At 70.9% G+C, this 20,038-nt stretch carries 18 protein-coding genes; 5 read left to right on the top strand and 13 right to left on the bottom strand.

All coding sequences use genetic code 11. From position 1 onward, the window contains the following. Nucleotides 1–20 precede the first annotated feature (20 nt). From EV279_RS12995 to sufB, 11 genes are all read right to left on the bottom strand, one after another. The gene (locus tag EV279_RS12995) at nucleotides 21–848 is read right to left on the bottom strand and encodes an ABC transporter ATP-binding protein (RefSeq protein WP_243728559.1); all 828 of its coding nucleotides are present in this window, start codon (nucleotides 846–848) and stop codon (nucleotides 21–23) included. Next, nucleotides 845–1,894 carry an iron ABC transporter permease gene (locus tag EV279_RS13000; protein WP_243728560.1) on the bottom strand — a complete coding sequence of 350 codons (1,050 nt, stop codon included), beginning with the start codon at nucleotides 1,892–1,894 and terminating at the stop codon, nucleotides 845–847. Before EV279_RS13000 ends, EV279_RS12995 begins: the two co-directional genes overlap by 4 nt. Beyond that, nucleotides 1,891–2,904 (bottom strand): iron chelate uptake ABC transporter family permease subunit, encoded by a 1,014-nt coding sequence (locus tag EV279_RS13005; RefSeq protein WP_133544123.1) that lies wholly within the window; start codon nucleotides 2,902–2,904, stop codon nucleotides 1,891–1,893. Before EV279_RS13005 ends, EV279_RS13000 begins: the two co-directional genes overlap by 4 nt. Next, nucleotides 2,901–3,830 carry a siderophore-interacting protein gene (locus EV279_RS13010; protein WP_133544125.1) on the bottom strand — a complete coding sequence of 310 codons (930 nt, stop codon included), beginning with the start codon at nucleotides 3,828–3,830 and terminating at the stop codon, nucleotides 2,901–2,903. The genes EV279_RS13005 and EV279_RS13010 overlap by 4 nt, the downstream gene beginning before the upstream one ends. Nucleotides 3,831–3,878: 48 nt before the next feature. Continuing rightward, nucleotides 3,879–5,243, bottom strand: coding sequence for an MFS transporter (locus EV279_RS13015; RefSeq protein WP_133544127.1), 1,365 nt, complete (start codon nucleotides 5,241–5,243; stop codon nucleotides 3,879–3,881). Beyond that, a complete protein-coding gene (locus tag EV279_RS13020; RefSeq protein ID WP_133544129.1) occupies nucleotides 5,240–6,397 on the bottom strand; it encodes an aminotransferase class I/II-fold pyridoxal phosphate-dependent enzyme in 1,158 nt (385 codons plus the stop codon). The genes EV279_RS13015 and EV279_RS13020 overlap by 4 nt, the downstream gene beginning before the upstream one ends. Before the next feature lie 85 nt (nucleotides 6,398–6,482). Further along, on the bottom strand, nucleotides 6,483–6,812 hold the full coding sequence (locus tag EV279_RS13025) for a metal-sulfur cluster assembly factor (RefSeq protein ID WP_133544131.1): 330 nt from the start codon (nucleotides 6,810–6,812) through the stop codon (nucleotides 6,483–6,485). A 10-nt stretch (nucleotides 6,813–6,822) separates the two neighbouring features. Next, a complete protein-coding gene (gene sufC / locus EV279_RS13030) occupies nucleotides 6,823–7,605 on the bottom strand; it encodes a Fe-S cluster assembly ATPase SufC (RefSeq protein WP_133544133.1) in 783 nt (260 codons plus the stop codon). A 14-nt stretch (nucleotides 7,606–7,619) separates the two neighbouring features. After that, nucleotides 7,620–7,949, bottom strand: a complete 330-nt coding sequence (locus tag EV279_RS13035; RefSeq protein ID WP_133544135.1) for a non-heme iron oxygenase ferredoxin subunit — start codon at nucleotides 7,947–7,949, stop codon at nucleotides 7,620–7,622. Continuing rightward, nucleotides 7,946–9,154, bottom strand: a complete 1,209-nt coding sequence (gene sufD / locus EV279_RS13040) for a Fe-S cluster assembly protein SufD (protein WP_133544137.1) — start codon at nucleotides 9,152–9,154, stop codon at nucleotides 7,946–7,948. Before sufD ends, EV279_RS13035 begins: the two co-directional genes overlap by 4 nt. After that, complete coding sequence (gene sufB / locus EV279_RS13045) at nucleotides 9,155–10,573, bottom strand: Fe-S cluster assembly protein SufB (protein ID WP_133544139.1); 1,419 nt, start codon at nucleotides 10,571–10,573, stop codon at nucleotides 9,155–9,157. 253 nt (nucleotides 10,574–10,826) lie between these two features. Here sufB and EV279_RS13050 point away from each other — a divergent pair, with 253 nt between their 5' ends. Together EV279_RS13050 and EV279_RS16940 are read left to right on the top strand one after the other, a co-directional pair. Next, complete coding sequence (locus EV279_RS13050) at nucleotides 10,827–11,819, top strand: COX15/CtaA family protein (protein WP_133544141.1); 993 nt, start codon at nucleotides 10,827–10,829, stop codon at nucleotides 11,817–11,819. A 145-nt stretch (nucleotides 11,820–11,964) separates the two neighbouring features. Continuing rightward, on the top strand, nucleotides 11,965–12,591 hold the full coding sequence (locus tag EV279_RS16940) for a hypothetical protein (protein WP_208109532.1): 627 nt from the start codon (nucleotides 11,965–11,967) through the stop codon (nucleotides 12,589–12,591). A gap of 168 nt (nucleotides 12,592–12,759) precedes the next feature. On the opposite strand, the gene EV279_RS13060 is transcribed toward EV279_RS16940, so the two are convergent. Together EV279_RS13060 and EV279_RS13065 are read right to left on the bottom strand one after the other, a co-directional pair. Continuing rightward, on the bottom strand, nucleotides 12,760–13,626 hold the full coding sequence (locus EV279_RS13060; protein WP_133544143.1) for a DUF559 domain-containing protein: 867 nt from the start codon (nucleotides 13,624–13,626) through the stop codon (nucleotides 12,760–12,762). A 281-nt stretch (nucleotides 13,627–13,907) separates the two neighbouring features. After that, nucleotides 13,908–14,834 carry a heme o synthase gene (locus EV279_RS13065; protein ID WP_133544145.1) on the bottom strand — a complete coding sequence of 309 codons (927 nt, stop codon included), beginning with the start codon at nucleotides 14,832–14,834 and terminating at the stop codon, nucleotides 13,908–13,910. A gap of 350 nt (nucleotides 14,835–15,184) precedes the next feature. Here EV279_RS13065 and tkt point away from each other — a divergent pair, with 350 nt between their 5' ends. From tkt to EV279_RS13080, 3 genes are read left to right on the top strand one after another with little or no spacing between them, the layout of a single operon-like run. Beyond that, nucleotides 15,185–17,302: a transketolase gene (tkt, locus tag EV279_RS13070; RefSeq protein WP_133544147.1), complete on the top strand. Its 2,118-nt coding sequence runs from the start codon at nucleotides 15,185–15,187 to the stop codon at nucleotides 17,300–17,302. Then, nucleotides 17,299–18,417 (top strand): transaldolase, encoded by a 1,119-nt coding sequence (gene tal, locus EV279_RS13075; RefSeq protein ID WP_133544149.1) that lies wholly within the window; start codon nucleotides 17,299–17,301, stop codon nucleotides 18,415–18,417. The genes tkt and tal overlap by 4 nt, the downstream gene beginning before the upstream one ends. Next, the gene (locus tag EV279_RS13080; RefSeq protein ID WP_133544151.1) at nucleotides 18,414–20,036 is read left to right on the top strand and encodes a glucose-6-phosphate isomerase; all 1,623 of its coding nucleotides are present in this window, start codon (nucleotides 18,414–18,416) and stop codon (nucleotides 20,034–20,036) included. The genes tal and EV279_RS13080 overlap by 4 nt, the downstream gene beginning before the upstream one ends. The last annotated feature ends 2 nt before the right edge of the window (nucleotides 20,037–20,038 follow it).

Raw genomic sequence — 20,038 nt, forward strand, 5'->3', positions numbered from 1 at the left:
CCTTTCGGAGGGTGGTCGTGTCATTCCTCGTCCGGGACGACGTGCGAGCCGCCGGGGACGGGAACGACCAGGGGGGTCCGGGTCAGGGGATCGGGGATCACCAGCGCGTCGAGGGAGAACGCTGTGGAGACGACCTCGGCCGTCAGCACGTCGGTTGCGGCGCCGTGAGCGACGATGCGGCCGTGCGACATGACGACGAGATCGTCGGCGTAACGAGCGGCGAGGTTAAGCTCGTGGAGCACGACGACGATCGTCGTGCCGTCGGTGCGGTTGAGCTCGCGCAGCAGATCGAGCACCTCGATCTGGTGGCTGAGGTCGAGGAAGGTGGTCGGCTCGTCGAGCAGGAGGATGCGAGGATCCTGCGCAAGGGCCATCGCGATCCACACGCGCTGGCGCTGTCCGCCCGACAGGTCGCCCACGGGGCGGTCGGCGAGCTCCGCGACACCCGTCCGCGCCATCGCCTCGGCGACCCGCGCGGTGTCGGCGGCGTTCCACCGCTGGAAGACGCCGCGGTGCGGATGCCGGCCGCGCGAGACGAGCTCGGCGACGGTGAGGCCGTCGGGAGCGGACGGATGCTGCGGCAGCAGTCCGACCTTCTGTGCGAACGTCCGACGACCCATGGTCGCGACATCCGTCCCATCCAGCTCGACGCGCCCGTCCAGCGGCGCGTTCACCCGCGCCAGCACGCTCAGCAGAGTGGACTTGCCGCACGCGTTGGCTCCGATGATCATCGTCATGCGGCCCGGCGCGATCTCGAGGTCGAGTCCTTCGATGACGCGGCGTCCGGGATATCCGGCGGCCAGGCCCCGCGCCGCCAGCCGCGGGGCGGGAGTCGACGGCGGGGTCACAGCTGTCGTCCTTTCGACGTCGCGAGCAGCCAGAGCAGGAAGATCGATCCGAGCGCCCCCGTGACGACGCCTACCGGAAGCGAGACCCCCGGGAGCGCGTACTGCGCGACGAGGTCGGCCGACACCAGCAGTACGGCGCCCACGGCGGCGCTCGTGCCGATGCCGAGGGCGCCGTGACCGAGGAGGGGCCGCGCGATCGCGGGGGCGCACAGCGCGATGAACGAGATGGGTCCCACGAATGCCGTCGAGGTGGCCGTGAGGAGCACCGCCACGACGACCGCGGTCACGCGCACGACGGCGGGGCGAACGCCGAGCGAGACCGCCGTGCCGGCCCCGAGCTGCGTCAGCGGCAGCCAGCGGGCGCAGGCGATGACGCCGGGGACGGCGACCACGCCGACGGCCAGCACCACCAGGGCGTTCCACCACGGCGTCGACGCCAGACTGCCGGTCAGCCAGACGAGGGCCGACTGCGCGAGCTCGACCTGCGCTCTGACCAGGAGATAGTTCGTGACCGCGAGGCAGAGGAACGACACGCCAACCCCGGCGATGATGAGCCGGTAGTCGCCATCGGCGCGGCGGTGCCCGGCCAGGAGCAGGAAGCCCGCCACGACGAGCCCTCCCGCGAAGGCGAGGAGCGCGACCCACGGTCCACCGACGCCGAGCACGAGGATCCCGAAGACGGCGGCGGCACCCGCTCCCCCGCTGATGCCGAGCAGGTCGGGACTGGCCAGCGCGTTGGACAGGAGGGATTGGAGGAGCGCGCCGGCCACACCGAGCGAGGCCCCCACGAGCACGGCCATCGCGACCCGCGGAGCGCGGAGGTCGAACACGACGTACTCCTCGACCCGGGAGCCGCTGCCCCACACCGTACGCCACAGGTCGGACGGCGTGAGGGCGTAGTCGCCCACCGACAGCGAGACGGCGACGAGGACGACGAGCAGGGCGCCCGCTGCGGCAGCGACCACCGCGCGGCGGCGGCGGACACGGTGGCGCACGAACTGGACGCCGGCCGCAGCATCCCTCTCCGCCACGAGCGTCGCGCTCACAGGACCACCTGCCGGCGTCGCAGGACGAGGGAGATCAGCACGGGCGCGCCGACGAAGGCGACGACGAGGCCCGCCTGCACCTCGCCGGGGAGGGCGATCACCCGGCCGAGCACGTCGGAGACGAGCAGCACGAGGGCTCCGGCGGGCGCACCGATGAGGAGGAGCCAGCGGTAGTCGGATCCGACGAGGCCGCGCAGCGCGTGCGGGACGAGGAGCCCGAGGAAGACGATCGGGCCCGCGATCGCCGTCGCACCCCCGCACAGCAGGATCGTCGCGACGATCCCGACAGTCCTCGTCCGGGCGACGTCGTGCCCCAGACCCGTCGCTGTGTCCTCGCCGAGGGCGAGCAGGTCCAGCCCGCGGGCGCACGTGGCCGCGAGCACGATTCCGAGGAGGATCGGGCCGGCCACGACGGCGACGGTGTCGACGCCGCGCGCGGTGAGTCCCCCGACGGACCAATAGCGATAGACGTCGAGCGCGGCCCGGTTGGTCGTGAGCACGAGGAGCGTCACGGCGGTGAGCCCCGCCGTGACGGCGGCACCCGTGAGGGCGAGCTTGGCGGGGTTCGCCCCGTCGGGACCGCGCGACCCGATGACCGCGACGACGGCTGCCGCGACAGCGGCACCCGCGAACGCGAACCACACGAACCCGGCGGGCGCCGCTATCCCGAGCAGCACGATCGCGCCCAGCACGGCGACCGCGGCGCCGGAGTTGACTCCGAGGAGTCCGGGATCGGCGAGGGGGTTGCGCGTGAGACCCTGCATGACCGTTCCGGCCAGGGCGAGCGCCGCCCCCGCGAGAAGGCCGATGAGGGTCCGGGGGACGCGCTGGGTGAGGACGACCGTGTGGTCGGCGTTCGCCGCCTCGGGGGCGAGCAGGGCATGGAGCACGGTGGCGGGCGGGATGGGACGAGCACCCACGCCGAGGCTCAGCACGACGGCTCCCACGAGGAGCACCACGACCAGGACCAGCACGAGACGCGCCCGTCGGGTGCGGGCGGTGCCGTTCATTCGATGCGTTCCGCCTGACCCAGGCGCCAATACCCCATGAACGCGACGCGCTTGCGGTCGACGCCGTGGCCCGACACGAGCAGCCGGCGGAGCGTCTTGACGGTCGCGGCCTCGCCCGCGATCCAGGCGTAGAACTCGCCGTCTCCGTCTTCGGGGCTGTCCCAGAGAAGCTCCAGGTCCACGTCGATGTCGTCGAGCTCCTGACGGCGCGGAGCGGCGGCCAGCTTCAGCAGCTGCGTGTTGGCGCGGGTCCAGGCGGTGAGCGCCTCGATCAGCGCCGCCCCGTGCGGGCGATCCTCGCGAGCGAGCCACGTCACCCGGACGCGTGGCCCGTGCACGAGGTCGAGCCGATCGGCCGCCGTGGGCACCTCGATGAAGACGTCGGCGTCGTAGGCGGGGCCGAGAGACTCGAGGATGCCGGCGATCCCGGGCACGGCGGTCTCGTCTCCGGCGAGCAGCACGCGGCGCGCGGTGCCCGGGTGCCAGTCGAAGCCGGTGTCGGCGTATGGGCTGCGCGCGTCCGGCCCCACGACGACGAGGCTCTGCCCCGCGCGGGCGGCGTCCGCCCAGGCTCCCGCGGGCCCCGCGTCGTGGTGCGTGACGAAGTCCACGTCGAGCTCTCGACCCTCGGGGTCGACGCGACGGACCGTGTAGGTGCGGAAGACGTTGCGCTCGCCGTGCGGCAGCGCCCGCCAGCGGTCGTACCAGTCGCCGGCGGCCTCGTGCTGCCCGATGTCGGAGAACGTGCCGTCGGCGTGCGGGAGGACCAGCTTGACGCGCTGATCGAGCCGCGCAGTCCCGAAGTGCTCGAACTCGTCGGCGGTGAAGGTCACGCGCACGAAGTGCGGGCTCAGACGTTCGACGCGGGCGACGTCCGCCACGTAGGGGCGGTAGGCAGGCCGGACAGCGGTCGAAGTCGAAGGCATGCTTTTAGGCTAGCCTTACCTACCCCGTCAGCTCAAACCGATCTCTCGTCAGTGAGACTTCTCGTGCGCGTGACCGAGTCGGAGGCCGGGAACGAGCGAGACGGCGGCGAGAACGAGGGCGATGGCGAAGACGGCCGGGAACGCAGCATCCGTCCCCGCCAGCGTCGTGAAGACGAGACCCATCACGGCGATCGACCCCGCAGCCCCGATCGAGTCCGAGATCGACAGCGCCGACGAGTTGAAGCCCTGGTTCTGCGGCGTCGAGTAGGCGAGTGTCAGCACGGTGAGCCGCGGATACATGAGCCCCATGCCCGAGCCCGCCAGCGCCCATCCGGCGATGAGCACGGCCGGGGACAGCTGCAGTCCTGCGGTCAACGCCGCCAGGAGCGCGGCCGTCCCGAGCTGGGCGGTGCCGAGGATCGAGATGCGCGCGTTGCCGATCCGGTTGCCGAACCGACCCTGGACATCGGCGGCGACGGCCCACGCGATCGCCGCGGCGGTCAGCCCCAGTCCCGCCCAGGTCGGCGAGAAGCCGTAGGCGTCGATCAGGAGGTACGGGACGTAGATCTCGGCGCCGAACAGCGCCCCGGCGACGAGCCCGCGCATCAGGACGACGCTCGGCAGTCCGCGAGCGGCGACGAGCGTGCGGCGCGGCAGCAGCGGCCTCGAGGCGAGCACGAGGACGACGACGGATGCCGCGACCGCAGTCCATGCGTACCCGCCCAGCTCGCCGGCCAGGCTCAGGCCGAGCGCGCCGATTGCTACGAGCACGGCGCACGCGAGCCGCGGGCCGATGCGCGCCACGGACGGATGCTCGGTCTCCAGCGGCAGTCCCCAGAGCCGCACCGCGACCATCGCGAACGCCAGGAGCGTCAGGGCCGCGACGCCGAGGAAAACCCACCGCCAGTGCAGGTACTCCGTCACGGCGCCCGCGAGGAACGGCCCGATGAGCGAGGGCACGACCCACGCCGCCGAGAACGCCGCGAAGACGCGGCCGTGCAGCTCGGGCGGGTACACGCGCGCCACGACGACGTAGAGCGCGACCGTCTGGCCGCCGGTCCCGAGGCCCTGGATGAGGCGGCCCGCGACGAGCACCTCCATGGACGCGGCGAGACCCGCGACGACGAGCCCCGCCACGAAGAGGAGCACGGAGGTCGTGAGGGGCCAGACGGGACCGGAGCGGTCGCTCCACGCGCCCACCGCGACCATGCCGATGACGCTCGTCGCGAGAGTGCCCGAGAAGGCGACGGCGTAGAGCGCGGCCCCGTCGAGGTCGTCGCTCACGACGGGCATGACCGTCGTGACGGCGAGCGACTGCATCGCCGCGAGGAAGATCAGCGCGACCGCGCCGACCGTCACCCAGAGGTAGCGTCCATCCCAGACGGATGCGCGGCGATCGACGTCCGCGCTCACGACTCGACGAGCGCGGCGACCCGCTCGATCCCCTCGCGCAGCACGTCCGGCGAGCACGCGAAGTTGATGCGCACGAAGCCCTTCCCCTCCTCGCCGAACAGCGGACCGTGGTGGAACGCGACGCGCGCCCTCCGCCGCAGGACCGTCGCGGGATTGTCGCCCCAGCCGTACGCCGAGACGTCGACCCACGCGAGGAAACCGGCATCCGGGAGGCGGTATTCCGCGCGGGGCAGGTGCTCCGCGAGAAGATCCGCGAGGAGCCGGCGGTTCTGGTCGAGGGCGGCCAGCAGGCTGTCGAGCCACGCGTCGCTCTCGGCCGAGAAGGCGGCGACGTTGGCCATCGCGCCGAAGAGCCCCGTGCGCCACTCGACCTCGCAGGGCAGGGCGCGCAGGAGCTGCGCCTGCTGCGGGCCCCCGCCGATCATGACGGCGCACTTCAGCCCCGCGAGATTGAAGGTCTTGCTCGCGCTCGTCACGGCGTAGCCCACGCGCGCGGCGCTCTCGGAGGCGGCGAGGAACGGCGTGTACCGCGTCCCGTGGGCGAGCGGGCCGTGGATCTCGTCGGAGACCACGACCGCGCCGAAGGCCGCCGCGAGCTCGGCGAGAGCCTCGAGGCTTGCGCGGGAGTGCACGGTTCCCGTCGGGTTGTGCGGATTGCACAGGAGGACGGCGCGCGCGCCGCCCTCGAGCGCCGCCTCGATGCCCACCAGGTCGAGCTCCCAGCCTGTGCCGGTGCGAGCGAGCGGCACGCGTTCGACGACGGCGCCGGCCTCCTCCACCGTGTCGAAGAAGGGCGGGTAGACGGGAGTCGTCACGACCACTCGGTCGCCGGGCTCGGTCACGACGCGGAGGATCTCGACGACGCCCATCATGACGTCACCCGTCCAGAAGACCGACTGCGGGTCCACCTCCCAGCCGAACCGGCGCGCGGCGAAGCCGACGAACGCCTCGCGCACCCCCGGCTCGGGCGGCGTGTAGCCGGTGTCGCCCAGCTCGACCGCGCGCAGCAGCGACCGCGTGATGGCGGGCGCCAGCGCATAGTCCATCTCGGCCACGAAGAACGGCAGGACGTCGTCGGAGTACTTGCGCCACTTGGTGCTTGACCGCTGCCGGAGCTCGTCGAGAGGAAGGGCTTGCAGGGGGACGGCACTCACGCCACGAGCCTAACGACGACGACGGATGCCTGCCCATCGCGTGTTTCGCCGCGTTGCGGGAGGAGGCATCCGCACCGCGCCTTCGTCAGATCGCGAAGCCGAGCGCGCGCATCATGTCGCGCCCGTCGTCGGTGATCCGCTCGGGACCCCACGGCGGCATCCACACCCAGTTGATGCGGAATCGCTCCACGACGTCGTCGAGTGCCTGAGCGGTCTGCTCCTCGAGGACGTCGGTGAGCGGGCAGCCTGCGGAGGTGAGGGTCATGTGGATGACCAGAGCGTCGTTCTCGTCATCCCATGCGAGGTCGTAGATCAGGCCGAGATCGACGACGTTGATCCCGAGCTCCGGGTCCATGACGTCTTTCAGCGCTTCGGTGACCTCGTCGAACTTCTCGGGCGTGAGCGTCGCGGTCATGGCAGCGATCTTACGCCTCGGCGTCGGAGGCCGCCTCGGCGAGCGGCGCGAGGAACCGGTCGTAGCCCTCGTTCTCGAGACGCTCGGCGAGCTCGGGCCCGCCCTCCTCGACGATCCGCCCGGCGACCATGACGTGCACGAAGTCGGGGTGGATGTAGCGGAGGATGCGCGTGTAGTGGGTGATGAGCAGCACGCCCAGGTTCGTCTCGCCCTTGGCGCGGTTGACGCCCTCGGACACGATCTTGAGCGCGTCGACGTCGAGGCCGGAGTCGGTCTCGTCGAGGACGGCGATCTTCGGCTTGAGCAGCTCGAGCTGGAGGATCTCGTGGCGCTTCTTCTCGCCGCCCGAGAAGCCCTCGTTGACGTTGCGCTGCGCGAACTTGCCGTCCATGCGGAGGTGCTTCATCGCCTCCTTGACGTCCTTCGTCCACGTGCGGATCGACGGCGCTTCGCCGTCGATCGCGGTCTTCGCGGTGCGGAGGAAGTTCGTGACCGTGACGCCGGGGATCTCGACGGGGTACTGCATCGCGAGGAAGAGCCCGGCGCGGGCGCGCTCGTCGACGGTCATCGCAAGGACGTCCTCGCCGTCGAACGTGATCGAGCCGCTCGTGACGGAGTACTTGGGGTGACCGGCGATCGTGTAGGCCAGCGTGGACTTGCCCGAGCCGTTGGGGCCCATGATCGCGTGCGTCTGACCGGTCTGGACGGTGAGGGTGACGCCGTTGAGGATCGGCGTGGTTCCCTCGTCGGTCTCGACGGTGACGTGGAGGTCTCGGATCTCGAGGACAGACATGCGGACTTCTTCCTTCAGTTCACTTCTTTGGTCACGGCGGGGTCGACGAGCACGTCGTCCCCCTCGATCGTGACGGCGTACACCGGGACCGGCTCGTACGCGGGGAGGTTCAGGGGCTTGCCGGTGCGCAGCGAGAACGCCGAGCCGTGGGCCCAGCACTCGAGCGTCTCGCCGTCGACGAAGCCTTCGGCGAGCGAGATGTCGCCGTGGGTGCAGGTGTCGCCGATGGCGTGGACCTCGCCGTTCGCGTCGAGGACGACCGCCATCGGGACGCCGTCGACCTCGAAGCGCTGCGCGGCGTCCTGCTCGAGGTCGCTCAGGGCGCAGATGCGGACGGCGCTCATGCGGCCGCCCCTTCGGCGAGCTCGCGCTCGATGGCCTCGGCGAGCTCCTGCTCGAGCGAGGCGATGCCGATCTTCTGGACGATCTCGGCGAGGAAGCCGATCACGACGAGGCGTCGCGCCTCGTCCTCGCGGATGCCGCGCGCCTGCAGGTAGAACAGCTGCTCGTCGTCGAAGCGACCCGTCGCGCTGGCGTGCCCCGCGCCCTGGATGTCGCCCGTCTCGATCTCGAGGTTGGGGACGGAGTCGGCGCGGGCGCCGTCGGTGAGGACCAGGTTGCGGTTCGCCTCGTACGAGTCCGTCCCCACGGCGTCCGGGCCGATGAGCACGTCGCCGATCCACACGCTGCGGGCGCCGACCCCCTGCAGCGCGCCCTTGTACAGGACGTCGCCTTTGGTGTGTTCGCCCTTGTGGTGGAGGTACACCTGGCTCTCGAGGTGCTGACCGGAGTCGGAGTAGGACAGGCCGTACAGCTCGGCTTCCGATCCGGCTCCCGCGAGCTCGATGGAGGGGTTCACGCGGACGACGCCGCCGCCGAAGCTCACGACGATGTGCCGGAGGTAACCGTCCTTCTCGACCCGCGCCTGGTGGGCGGACAGGTGCAGCGCGTCGTCGTCCCACTCCTGCACGGAGATGACGGTCAGCTTCGCGCCGTCGCGGACGAGGATCTCGACGTTCTGCGAGTGCTGAGTTGTGCCGGTGTGCCGGAAGAGCACCGTCGCCCGCGAGTTCGCCTGGGCCTCGACGACGACGTGGGCGTGCGCCAGACCGCCCGTGCCGGTGAGGTTCACGACGACCGGCTCGGCGAGCTCGGCGTCCGCGGGGATGCGGATGAGCGGCGCCTCCGGCTCCTGCGTCCAGGCGATCGCGCTCGGGAGGTCCTCCGGGCGGAAGATCTCGCCGCGCGGCGCCGCGCCGGGCGCGAGGCGCGAGTGCTCGACGCCGGCGGGCGCCTGCACGTCGACCTGCATGACATCGCTCGGGCCCGCGGCATCCTGGAACAGCGGAGCGAGACGGTCGATCGGCGTGTACCGCCAGTTGACCTCGCGTCCGGTCGGGACGGCGAAGTCGGCCGGGTCGAACGAGCTCGGACGCTCGGAGCGGGTCTGCACGGGAACGAACGCGCCGGCGCCGTCGGAGTGCGCTCGGGAACCCGGCACCACCCGGTCAGTCGATTCGGACACTGGTGCCTCTGTCGTGGTCGTCATTCAGCCGACACTGCCTTCCATGCCCATCTCGATGAGCTTGTTGAGCTCGAGGGCGTACTCCATGGGCAGCTCGCGCGCGATCGGCTCGATGAACCCGCGGACGATCATGGCCATCGCCTCGTCCTCGGGGAGCCCACGCGATTGCAGGTAGAACAGCTGCTCCTCGCTGACCTTCGACACCGTCGCCTCGTGGCCGAGCTGCACGTCGTCGACGCGGATGTCGATGGCCGGATACGTGTCGGAGCGGGAGATGGTGTCGACCAGGAGCGCATCGCAGCGCACCGTGTTGGCGCTGTGGTGCGCGTTGGCGTCGACGCGGACCTCGCCGCGGTAGCCGGCGCGGCCGCCGCCGCGCGCGATCGACTTCGACACGATCGACGACTGCGTGTACGGCGCCATGTGGATCATCTTCGCGCCGGCGTCCTGGTGCTGACCGGGACCGGCGAAGGCGACCGAGAGCGTCTCGCCCTTCGCGTGCTCGCCCATGAGGTAGATCGACGGGTACTTCATCGTCACCTTCGAGCCGATGTTGCCGTCGATCCACTCCATCGTCGCGCCCTCGTGCGCGATGGCGCGCTTGGTGACGAGGTTGTAGACGTTGTTCGACCAGTTCTGGATGGTCGTGTACCTCACGCGGGCGTTCTTCTTGACGATGATCTCGACCACGGCCGAGTGCAGTGAGTCGCTCTTGTAGATGGGAGCCGTGCAGCCCTCGATGTAGTGCACGTACGAGCCCTCGTCCGCGATGATCAGCGTGCGCTCGAACTGGCCCATGTTCTCGGTGTTGATCCGGAAGTAGGCCTGCAGCGGGATCTCGACGTGGACGCCCTTGGGGACGTAGACGAACGACCCGCCCGACCAGACGGCCGTGTTGAGCGCGGCGAACTTGTTGTCGCCGGCCGGGATGACGGTGCCGAAGTACTCCTCGAAGAACTCCGGGTGCTCCTTGAGAGCCGTGTCGGTGTCGAGGAAGATGACGCCCTGCGCCTCGAGCTCCTCCTGGATCTGGTGGTAGACGACCTCCGACTCGTACTGCGCGGCGACGCCCGCGACGAGGCGCGCGCGCTCGGCCTCGGGGATGCCCAGGCGCTCGTACGTGTTCTTGATGTCTTCGGGGAGGTCCTCCCACGACTGCGCCTGCTTCTCGGTCGAGCGCACGAAGTACTTGATGTTGTCGAAGTCGATGTCGCTGAGGTCGGCGCCCCAGGTCGGCATCGGCTTGCGACCGAAGAGCTGCAGGCCCTTCAGGCGGTTCTTGAGCATCCACTCGGGCTCGCTCTTGAGAGCCGAGATGTCACGGACGACGGCTTCGTTGAGCCCGCGCTTCGCGCTGGCTCCGGCGGCGTCGGGGTCGTGCCATCCGAATTCGTACACCCCCAGACCTTCGAGCTCGGGGCGGTCGATCAGCACATCGGACATCGTCACACTCTCCTCATGGGCCGAAACGGTGTCAGCCGCCCCGGCATTCCTGATCTTCCTGGGAGGTGGGAAGGGGGATGCCGCTCTGGGCCCTCATCGGCGGCGCCGGTCCTGCGCGCCTAAACTGTTCGTGATGCGCGGCGCCGATGGGCACTCGCGCGCAACCCCTCGATTCTACAGGCTCCCGCCGTCTACCGGCGTCCGCGAGCTCCCTGCCCGTCATGTATGACGGGCGCGTCAGGAGGCGACATCCATGTCCGCTCAGGTGAGCGCCCCGTTCCGCACCGGCCCGCTCGGCCGCTTCTGGCGCTGGCTTCCCGACCGCGTCGACCGGCGGGTCGTCGTGGCGGCATGGGCGACGCTCGTGGTGCAGATCGGCATCGTCGGCACCGGCGGCCTCGTGCGCCTCACCGGCTCCGGGCTCGGGTGCCCCACGTGGCCGCGGTGCACGCCGGAGTCCTTCGTCGCGACGCCCGAGATGGGCGTCCACGGAGTCATCGAGTTCGGCAACCGCCTGCTGACGTTCGTCCTCGTGGTCGTCGCGATCGTCACCTTCCTCTTCGTCGTCCGCATGCGCCGGCAGCGGCGCGACCTCTTCTGGCTCGCGCTGCTGATCGGCCTCTACGTTCCCGTGCAGGCCGTCGTCGGCGGGATCACGGTGCTCACGAACCTCAACCCGTACGTCGTCGGGCTGCACTACTTCGCGTCCGTCGTCCTCGTCGCCCTCGCCGCCGTCTTCGTCGCCCGCGTCTACGCGCAGCCCGGTCCGCGCTCGCGCGCCGTGCCGCGGTGGTACGCGATCACGACGCATCTCACGAGCGCCTTCGTGCTTCTCACCGTTGTGGTCGGCATCCTCGTGACCGGCTCCGGCCCGCACGCGGGCGACGGCGGCGCCGCCCGCAACGGCCTGGACCCGGAGCTCATGCAGCACGTCCACTCCTGGCCCGCCTACATCACCCTCGCGCTGACGCTCGTGCTGTTCGTCGGAGCCTGGCGCACGCCGCCGCAGCTGCGACTGAAGCTCTGGACCGGCCTGCTGCTCCTCACCGAGCTCGTGCAGATCGCCGTGGGCCTCTGGCAGGCGCGCACCGGCCTCCCGATCGTCCTCGTGAACATCCACATGGTCCTCGCCGTGTGCCTGGTCGCGGCGATGACGGCGGTCGTGATGAATCTGAAGACGACGGATGCCTCGCCCGCCGGCGCCGAGGCATCCATCGCCCGAGCGGGCTCCGCCCGCGCCCGCTGAACCCCATGCCGGCGTGCCGGCACGGGGCCGCGGAGCACCCCTCATAGGAAACTCATCGGAAGCGCACACGACCGGCTCGGACCGGATGCGCAAGACTGGGTGGCCGTGGGTCGACCGGCCCGCGTGTGAAGGAGAGTCCCCCACCATGACCGCACGTCCCAGCCTTGTCCGCAGCATCCCGTTCTGGATCCTGCTCGTCGGCTCGCTCGCCAGCACCGCCGTGGGAGCGTGGCTCGTCGTCGACAAGATCTCGCTCATGAACACGACGCTCACGGACGGCTCGGCTACGGGTGTCGAGGTGTACGGCGGCCAGGCGTGGGTCACGCTCGGTGCCGTGCTCGTCGGCGCGGGCCTCGTCGGCCTCGTCGCGACGCTGTTCCTCGGCGTCCTGCGCTCGTTCGTCCCCGCGGCCGCACGCGAGGAGGTCGGCCCGACCGCTGAGGAGCTCGCCTACGAGCCCGCCCTCGCGACGCACGCCGCGTCCCCCGCCTACCCGGCGCCCGCCTACCCCGCCCCCACGGCCCCGGCGGCCGCAGCCTCGGCGGCCGCAGGCCCGGCGGCCCAAGCTCCGGCGGCCGACGTCTCCCCCGCCGATGCCTCGGCCGACGCCGCACCCGCCGACGCCCCGGCCGACGCCGCACCCGCCGACGCCGCACCTGCCGATGCCCCGGCCGATGCCCCGGCTTCGCCCGCCGCCCCCGCCGCACCTGCTGCGGCGGGCTACACGCCGGCTCCCGCCGAGCCCGCCGACGAACCGACCCGCTCCGCCTGACGAGCCGGCACGTGCCGCCGAGCGCCGGAGACCGCCGTGGTCTTCGGCGCGCGGCGTCTCTCCGGGTCCGCGGCTCCGCCCACGTGGATCGCGCCCCTGCCGAACTGAGGAGATCTGCACTTCTGAGGACCGACGGGCCACCGCTCGTCCTCATCTGCGCAGATCCCCTCACTTACGCGGCGCCGAGCGCGTCGCACGGTGCAGCCCACGGGCGACGGCACGCACGATGACGTCCTGGACCGCGGGCCAGTCGTCGATGATCTGCCCGTAGCCGAAGCGCAGCACGTGGTAGCCCCGGACGAGCAGCTGGGCATCATGGGCGACGTCCTCGTTGCGCTGGCGGCCCACGTGATGGCCGCCGTCGATCTGCACGACGAGCCGCTCGCCGATGAGGAAGTCGACGCGGTGCCCGTGGATCCATGCCTGCGGGACGATCCTCACCGAGAGCCAGCGCAGCCTGGTGAGGAAGATCGACTCCAAGCCCGAGTCCAGATACGGCACGACCTCGGCGAGCAGTGTCTCGGCGCTTCGGGGAAGCGCCAGTCCCGCGAGTCCGTCCCTCGAGACGAGCCCCTGCCGGAACGCCGAGTCCCAGATCGCGAGGGCGGCGTCGTGCGGCTGACACGTCGCGATCGCGGCGAGCACGTTCTCGATGCCGTCGACCAGCTGATCAGGATGACGCGGCACGGGCGGCTCCGCCCAGTGCACGAAAGCACGCTCGGGCCTCGGCCGGCCCGCATGCGGTGGAGAGGCCACGTGCGGCTGGTCCTCGCGCAGCACCCAGAGTCCGCGCCGGCGCGCCTGCGTGACGCAGGTGAGGACGACCCCGCACCTGGCCGCCGCGACGAGCTCGGCATCCGCTCCCGGCACCGCGACCCAGTCGCGCCGCACCCGATGGATCGCGCCGCCGTGCACTGCCGCCGCGATGCGATGACGCGAGTGTCCTTCGCGTTGCAGCGTCGACGCCCGCGCGACCCCGCCGCGGCTGTTCACGGCATCCATCAGTCGGGAGTGATCGGCGCGAGCAGGCGGCATGTCGCCGAGACTTCCGTCTCTGCCCCGCTGGAGCGCCGGAGTTCCGGCGGTGCGTGCACAACGCGACGTCGCGACGTGCTCGGGAGGAGAGCGCATCGGCGGCAGAACTGAGGAGATCGGCAGAAGTGAGGACCGGGGAGTGCTTCCGGGTCCTCAGAAGTGCAGATCCCCTCAGTTGCGCAGCCGGCGGGAACCAGGGCAGGTCCGAACCCCGGCGGGTGGGAACCGCGGCAGGTCGGAACCCCGGGAAGCCTCCAGCCGGGGGGATGCCTCGACCGGGGTCAGAAGGGCAGCAGCGGGTCGACGGCGATCGCGACGAAGAGAAGGGTGAGGTACGTGATCGAGGCGTGGAACACGCGCATCGGCCGCGGCTCGGTGCCGCGCACGGCGCGGTTGTACAGGCGATGCGATTCGTAGATGAACCAGCCGCCGAAGACGAGCGCCGAGACGGTGTAGACGAGACCCATGTCCGCGACCGGAATGAGCAGCAGCGAGCACGCGACGGTGGCCCACGCGTACAGGATCACCTGCAGGCCGACCTGCGAGCCGCTGCGCGTCGCGCCAAGCATCGGCACGTCGACATCGTCGTACTGCTTCTTGTACTTCATCGACAGCGGCCAGTAATGCGGCGGCGTCCAGAGGAAGACGAGCAGGAACAGGATGACGGGGGGCCAGGCCAGCGAGCCGGTGACGGCCGTCCAGCCGATGAGCACGGGGAAGCACCCGGCGATGCCGCCCCACACGATGTTCTGCTCGGTGCGGCGCTTGAGGATCATCGTGTAGATCACGACGTAGAAGAAGATCGCGGCCGCCGACAGCGTCGCCGCCAGCCAGTTCGTCGTCACCCACAGCCACACGGTCGACAGCACCGCGAGCGTCCAGGCGAAGATCAGCGCACCGCGCGGCGAGACCTCGCCCGTCACGAGCGGCCGGTTCTCGGTGCGCTGCATGTGGGCGTCGATGTCGCGGTCGAGGTACATGTTGAACGCAGCGGCGGAGCCGGCGCTCATCGAGCCCCCGATGACGGTCGCGACGACGAGCCAGACGTCGGGGAGGCCGCCCTGAGCCAGGATCATGACCGGGACGGTCGTGACGAGGAGGAGCTCGAGCACGCGCGGCTTCGTCAGCGCGATGTAGGCGCGGACGGTGCGACCGAAGGGTCGCGAGGAGGCGGAGGTCGTCACGTGCGCCGTGCTCGAGATGTCCATCGCCCCCCGTATCGTGCGCCCGATGCCAAACGCGTCCAAGTCTATGGCATCGGCATCCGCCCCCCGGCCCGCTCGGCGCCTCACCACCGCGCGCTGCGAGCGGTGAGCGGCCGGTCACGTGGCCGACACCTCCGCGCAACGGTCGCGATCGCCCGGCGTGCGACGCTTGCCGGGCGCCTCGGGTTTGTGGCAGTCACACAACGGCACACGGGTCCGTCCGGCCTCGGGCCTTCGATATGCTGACAACCACAGGCGCGACCCCGCGCGGAATCCCCTCCCGCCAGAACTCCTCGAGCGCTGTGCGGCGCGGCCGCCGGGGCGCCGAAACCCTTCAGACGAAAGGCGGTCCCGTGTCGGAACTGCGTTGGGAAGACATCGACAAGCGCGCCGTGGACACGGCCCGCGTGCTGGCGGCGGACGCTGTCGAGAAGGTCGGCAACGGCCACCCCGGCACGGCGATGAGCCTCGCGCCGGCCGCCTACCTCCTCTACCAGCGGGTTCTCAACCACGACCCCGCCGACGTCCACTGGCCGGGCCGCGACCGCTTCATCCTCTCGGCGGGCCACTCGTCGCTGACGCAGTACGTGCAGCTCTACCTCGGCGGCTTCGGCCTCGAGCTCGGCGACCTCAAGGCGCTGCGCACGTGGGGATCCCTGACCCCCGGCCACCCGGAGTACGGCCACACCGACGGCGTCGAGATCACGACCGGCCCGCTCGGCCAGGGCCTCGCCTCGTCGGTCGGCTTCGCCTATGCCGCCCGCTACGAGCGCGGCCTCTTCGACCCCGAGTCCCCGGCGGGCGAGTCGCCGTTCGACCACTTCATCTACGTCATCGCGTCGGACGGCGACCTGCAGGAGGGCGTGACGAGCGAGGCATCCTCCCTCGCCGGCCACCAGGAGCTCGGCAACCTCGTGGTGATCTACGACTCGAACCAGATCTCGATCGAGGACGACACGGATGTGGCGTTCACCGAGGACGTGGCGAAGCGCTACGAGTCCTACGGCTGGCATGTCCAGACCGTCGACTGGAAGCGCACCGGCGAATACGTCGAGGACGTCCCCGAGCTCTACGCCGCCATCGAGGCGGCCAAGGGCGAGACGAGCAAGCCGTCGATCATCATCCTCAAGACGATCATCGGCTGGCCGTCGCCCGGCAAGCAGAACACCGGCAAGATCCACGGCTCGGCGCTCGGCTCGGACGAGCTGCGCGCGACCAAGGAGGTCCTCGGCTGGAACCCGGACGAGACCTTCGAGGTCCCCGCCGAGGTGCTCGAGCACACGCGGTCGCTGCGCGAGCGCGGCGAGGCGGCGAAGGCGGCCTGGCAGGAGAGGTTCGACGCGTGGGCCGCCGCCAACCCGGAGCGCAAGGCGCTGTTCGACCGCCTGCAGGCGCGCGAGCTGCCGGGCGACATCGAGTCCGCGCTGCCGGCGTTCGAGGCGGGCAAGGATGTCTCGACCCGCGCCGCGTCCGGAACCGTCATCAACGCCCTGGCCGACGCGCTGCCCGAACTGTGGGGCGGATCGGCCGATCTGGCGGAGTCCAACCTCACCACGATCAAGTCGGCGAAGTCGTTCATCCCGAGCGAGTGGTCGACGCACGAGTGGACGGGCGACCGCTTCGGCCGCGTGCTGCACTTCGGCATCCGCGAGCACGCGATGGGCGCGATCGTCAACGGCATCGTGCTGCACGGCCCCACGCGCGCCTTCGGCGGGACGTTCCTGATCTTCAGCGACTACATGCGTCCTGCGGTGCGACTGGCCTCGCTCATGGGCATCCCCTCGATCTACGTCTGGACGCACGACTCGATCGCCCTCGGCGAGGACGGCCCCACGCATCAGCCGATCGAGCAGCTGGCGGCCCTGCGCGCCATCCCGAACTTCACCGTCGTGCGCCCGGCCGACGCCAATGAGACGGCCGTGGTCTGGCTCGAGCTGCTCCGGCGCCACACTGGCCCGGCGGGCCTCGCGCTGACCCGCCAGAACATCCCCGTGTTCGAGCGGAGCGAGGGCGAGGCCTCCGGCGACGCGTTCGCCTCGGCCGCCGGCGCCGTCAAGGGCGCTTACATCCTCGCCGAGGCTCCCGGCGGCACGCCGGACGTGATCCTCATCGGCACCGGCTCGGAGGTTCAGCTCGCCATCGCCGCCCGCGTGACGCTCGCGGCAGAGGGCATCAACGCCCGCGTCGTGTCGGCGCCGTCGCTGGAGTGGTTCGCCGAGCAGGACGAGGCCTACCGCGAGAGCGTGCTCCCCTCCGCTGTCACGGCCCGTGTCTCGGTCGAGGCCGGCCTCGCACTGTCGTGGCGCGGCATCGTGGGAGACGCCGGGCGCTCGGTCTCGATCGAGCACTTCGGTGCCTCGGCCGACTACAAGACCCTCTTCCAGAAGTTCGGCATCACCGCCGAAGCCGTCGTCGAGGCGGCGCGCGAAACCATCGCCGCTGCGGCGGGGAACGAAGGAGACAACGCATGAGCACCCCCACCGAGAAGCTCTCCGCCGAGGGCGTCAGCATCTGGCTCGACGACCTCTCGCGCGAGCGGATCACGACCGGCAACCTCGCCGATCTGATCGCGAACCGCAACGTCACGGGCGTGACGACGAACCCGACCATCTTCGCAACGGCGCTGTCGAAGGGCCACGCGTACGAGGCGCAGGTCGCCGAGTTGGCATCGAACGGTGCGACCACGGATGACGCGATCTTCGCGATCACGACCGACGACGTGCGCGATGCCGCGGACATCTTCCGCCCCGTCGCCGACGCGACGAGCGGTGTCGACGGTCGCGTGTCGATCGAGGTCTCCCCCGACCTCGCGCACGACACCGAGGCGACCGTCGCCGAGGCGCGCAAGCTCTCGGCCGCCGTGGACCGCCCGAACGTGCACATCAAGATCCCCGCGACCAAGGCCGGCCTCCCTGCCATCACCGAGGTGATCGGCGCCGGGATCTCGGTCAACGTGACGCTCATCTTCAGCCTCGAACGCTACGCGGAGGTCATCGACGCGTACCTCGCGGGCCTCGAGAAGGCGCAGGCGGACGGCCTCGACATCTCGAAGATCCACTCGGTCGCGTCGTTCTTCGTGTCGCGCGTAGACACCGAGGTCGACAAGCGTCTCGTGGCCATCGGCTCGGACGAGGCGCTCGCCCTCAAGTCGAAGGCCGGCGTCGCCAACGCGCGCCTCGCGTACGAGCTGTACGAGCAGAAGTTCGCCGAGGACCGCGCGAAGGCGCTGACGGATGCCGGAGCCAACGTGCAGCGCCCGCTGTGGGCCTCGACCGGCGTCAAGGACCCGTCGCTGCCCGACACGCTCTACGTCACCGAGCTCGTCGCCCCCGGCACCGTCAACACGATGCCCGAGAAGACCCTCGAGGCAACTTTCGACCACGGCGAGATCGCCGGCGACACCGTCACCGGCAACTACGCCGACGCGCACGGCGTGTTCGACCAGCTCGCCGCCGTCGGGGTGGACTTCGCGGACGTGACGCAGGTGCTCGAGGACGAGGGCGTCGAGAAGTTCATCGTCTCGTGGCACGAGCTGCAGGACACCGTCACCAACGCCCTCGCCGCGGCCCCCGAGGCCGCTCGATGAGCTTCGACCTCCATCTGACCGGGCGCGTCAAGTCCATCGTCGATCAGACGCTGCCCGGTCTCGTGGCCGACCTCGTCGCGTCGGGCATCACGGCGGCCGACTCCACCCTGTGGGGGCCGGACGCGGAGGCCGAGGCCTCGAAGCGGCTCGGATGGGTCGACGCGGTCAGCGTCTCGCGGCCCCTCGTGCCCGAGATCCTGGCGTTGCGCGAGGAGCTGCGGGCCAAGGGGGTCACACGCGTCGTCCTGGCGGGGATGGGCGGATCGTCGCTTGCCCCCGAGGTCATCGCGCAGACGGCGGGCGTGCCGCTCGTCATCCTGGACTCGACGGCCCCCGGACAGGTGCTCGCCGCCATCGACGGCGACGCCGAGGCCGGAGGACTCAGCCGGACGGTGCTGGTCGTCTCGTCGAAGTCGGGATCGACCGTCGAGACCGACTCGGCCAAGCGCGCCTTCGAGGCGGCGTGGCGCGACCTCGGCATCGACCCGGTCGAGCGCATCGTCGTCGTCACCGATCCCGGCTCGCCGCTGGACCAGTCGGCCCGAGCCGAGGGGTACCGCGTCTTCAACGCCGACCCCAGCGTCGGCGGGCGCTACTCCGCGCTGACGGCCTTCGGGCTCGTCCCGACGGGCCTCGCCGGCGTCGACATCGGCGAGCTCCTCGCAGAGGCGGACGCGACGCTCCTCGAGGTCGCCATCGACAGCCCCGACAACCCCGCGCTGGTCCTCGCCGCGGCGATCGCCGGCGGCGACCCGCGCGCCGACAAGCTCGGCCTCGTGACCGACGGCACACACATCGTCGGTCTCCCCGACTGGATCGAGCAGCTCGTCGCGGAGTCCACGGGCAAGGAGGGCACCGGCATCCTTCCGGTCGTCCTGCTGCCCGTCTCGCCCGAGCTCGAGAACACGCCGTCCGACCTGCAGGTGGTCCGTTTCGTGGACGAGGCGAAGGCCTTCCACTTCCGCGAGCGCCACCCGGGTGAAGTGCTCGTGAGCGGCTCGCTCGCGGCGCAGTTCATCGTGTGGGAGTACGCGACGGCGATCGCGGGACGGATGCTGGGCATCAACCCCTTCGATCAGCCGGACGTCGAGTCGGCGAAGGCCGCCACGCGCGGCCTGCTCGAGGCCCGGCCCGAGCCCGCGGCTCCGGCGTTCACGGTCGACGGCGTGGAGGTCCGGGTCTCCGACCCCGCCCTGGCCGCCTCCGGCACGGTCGCGGGCGTCCTCGACGCGCTGTGGTCGCGCCTGCCGGCCGACGGCTACGTCTCGATCCAGGCGTACGTCAACCGGCTCGCGCTCCCTCAGCTCGCGGGACTGCGCGAGCTCGTCGCCGCCGACTCCGGCCGGCCCACGACGTTCGGATGGGGACCGAGGTTCCTGCACTCGACGGGGCAGTACCACAAGGGCGGTCCTGCGAACGGCGTGTTCCTGCAGATCCTCGAGGCGACCGACGTCGACCTCGAGATCCCGGGGCGGCCGTTCACCTTCGGCCAGCTCATCCAGGCGCAGGCGGCCGGAGATGCCTCCGTCCTCGCCGAGGGCCACGGCCGGCCCGTCGTGACGCTCACCCTCACCGATCCCCAGCTCGAGGTGCTCACGCTCTTCGAAGCCGCCCAGTAGGA

The sequence above is a fragment of the Microbacterium sp. BK668 genome (genome assembly GCF_004362195.1).
Lineage (GTDB): Bacteria > Actinomycetota > Actinomycetes > Actinomycetales > Microbacteriaceae > Microbacterium.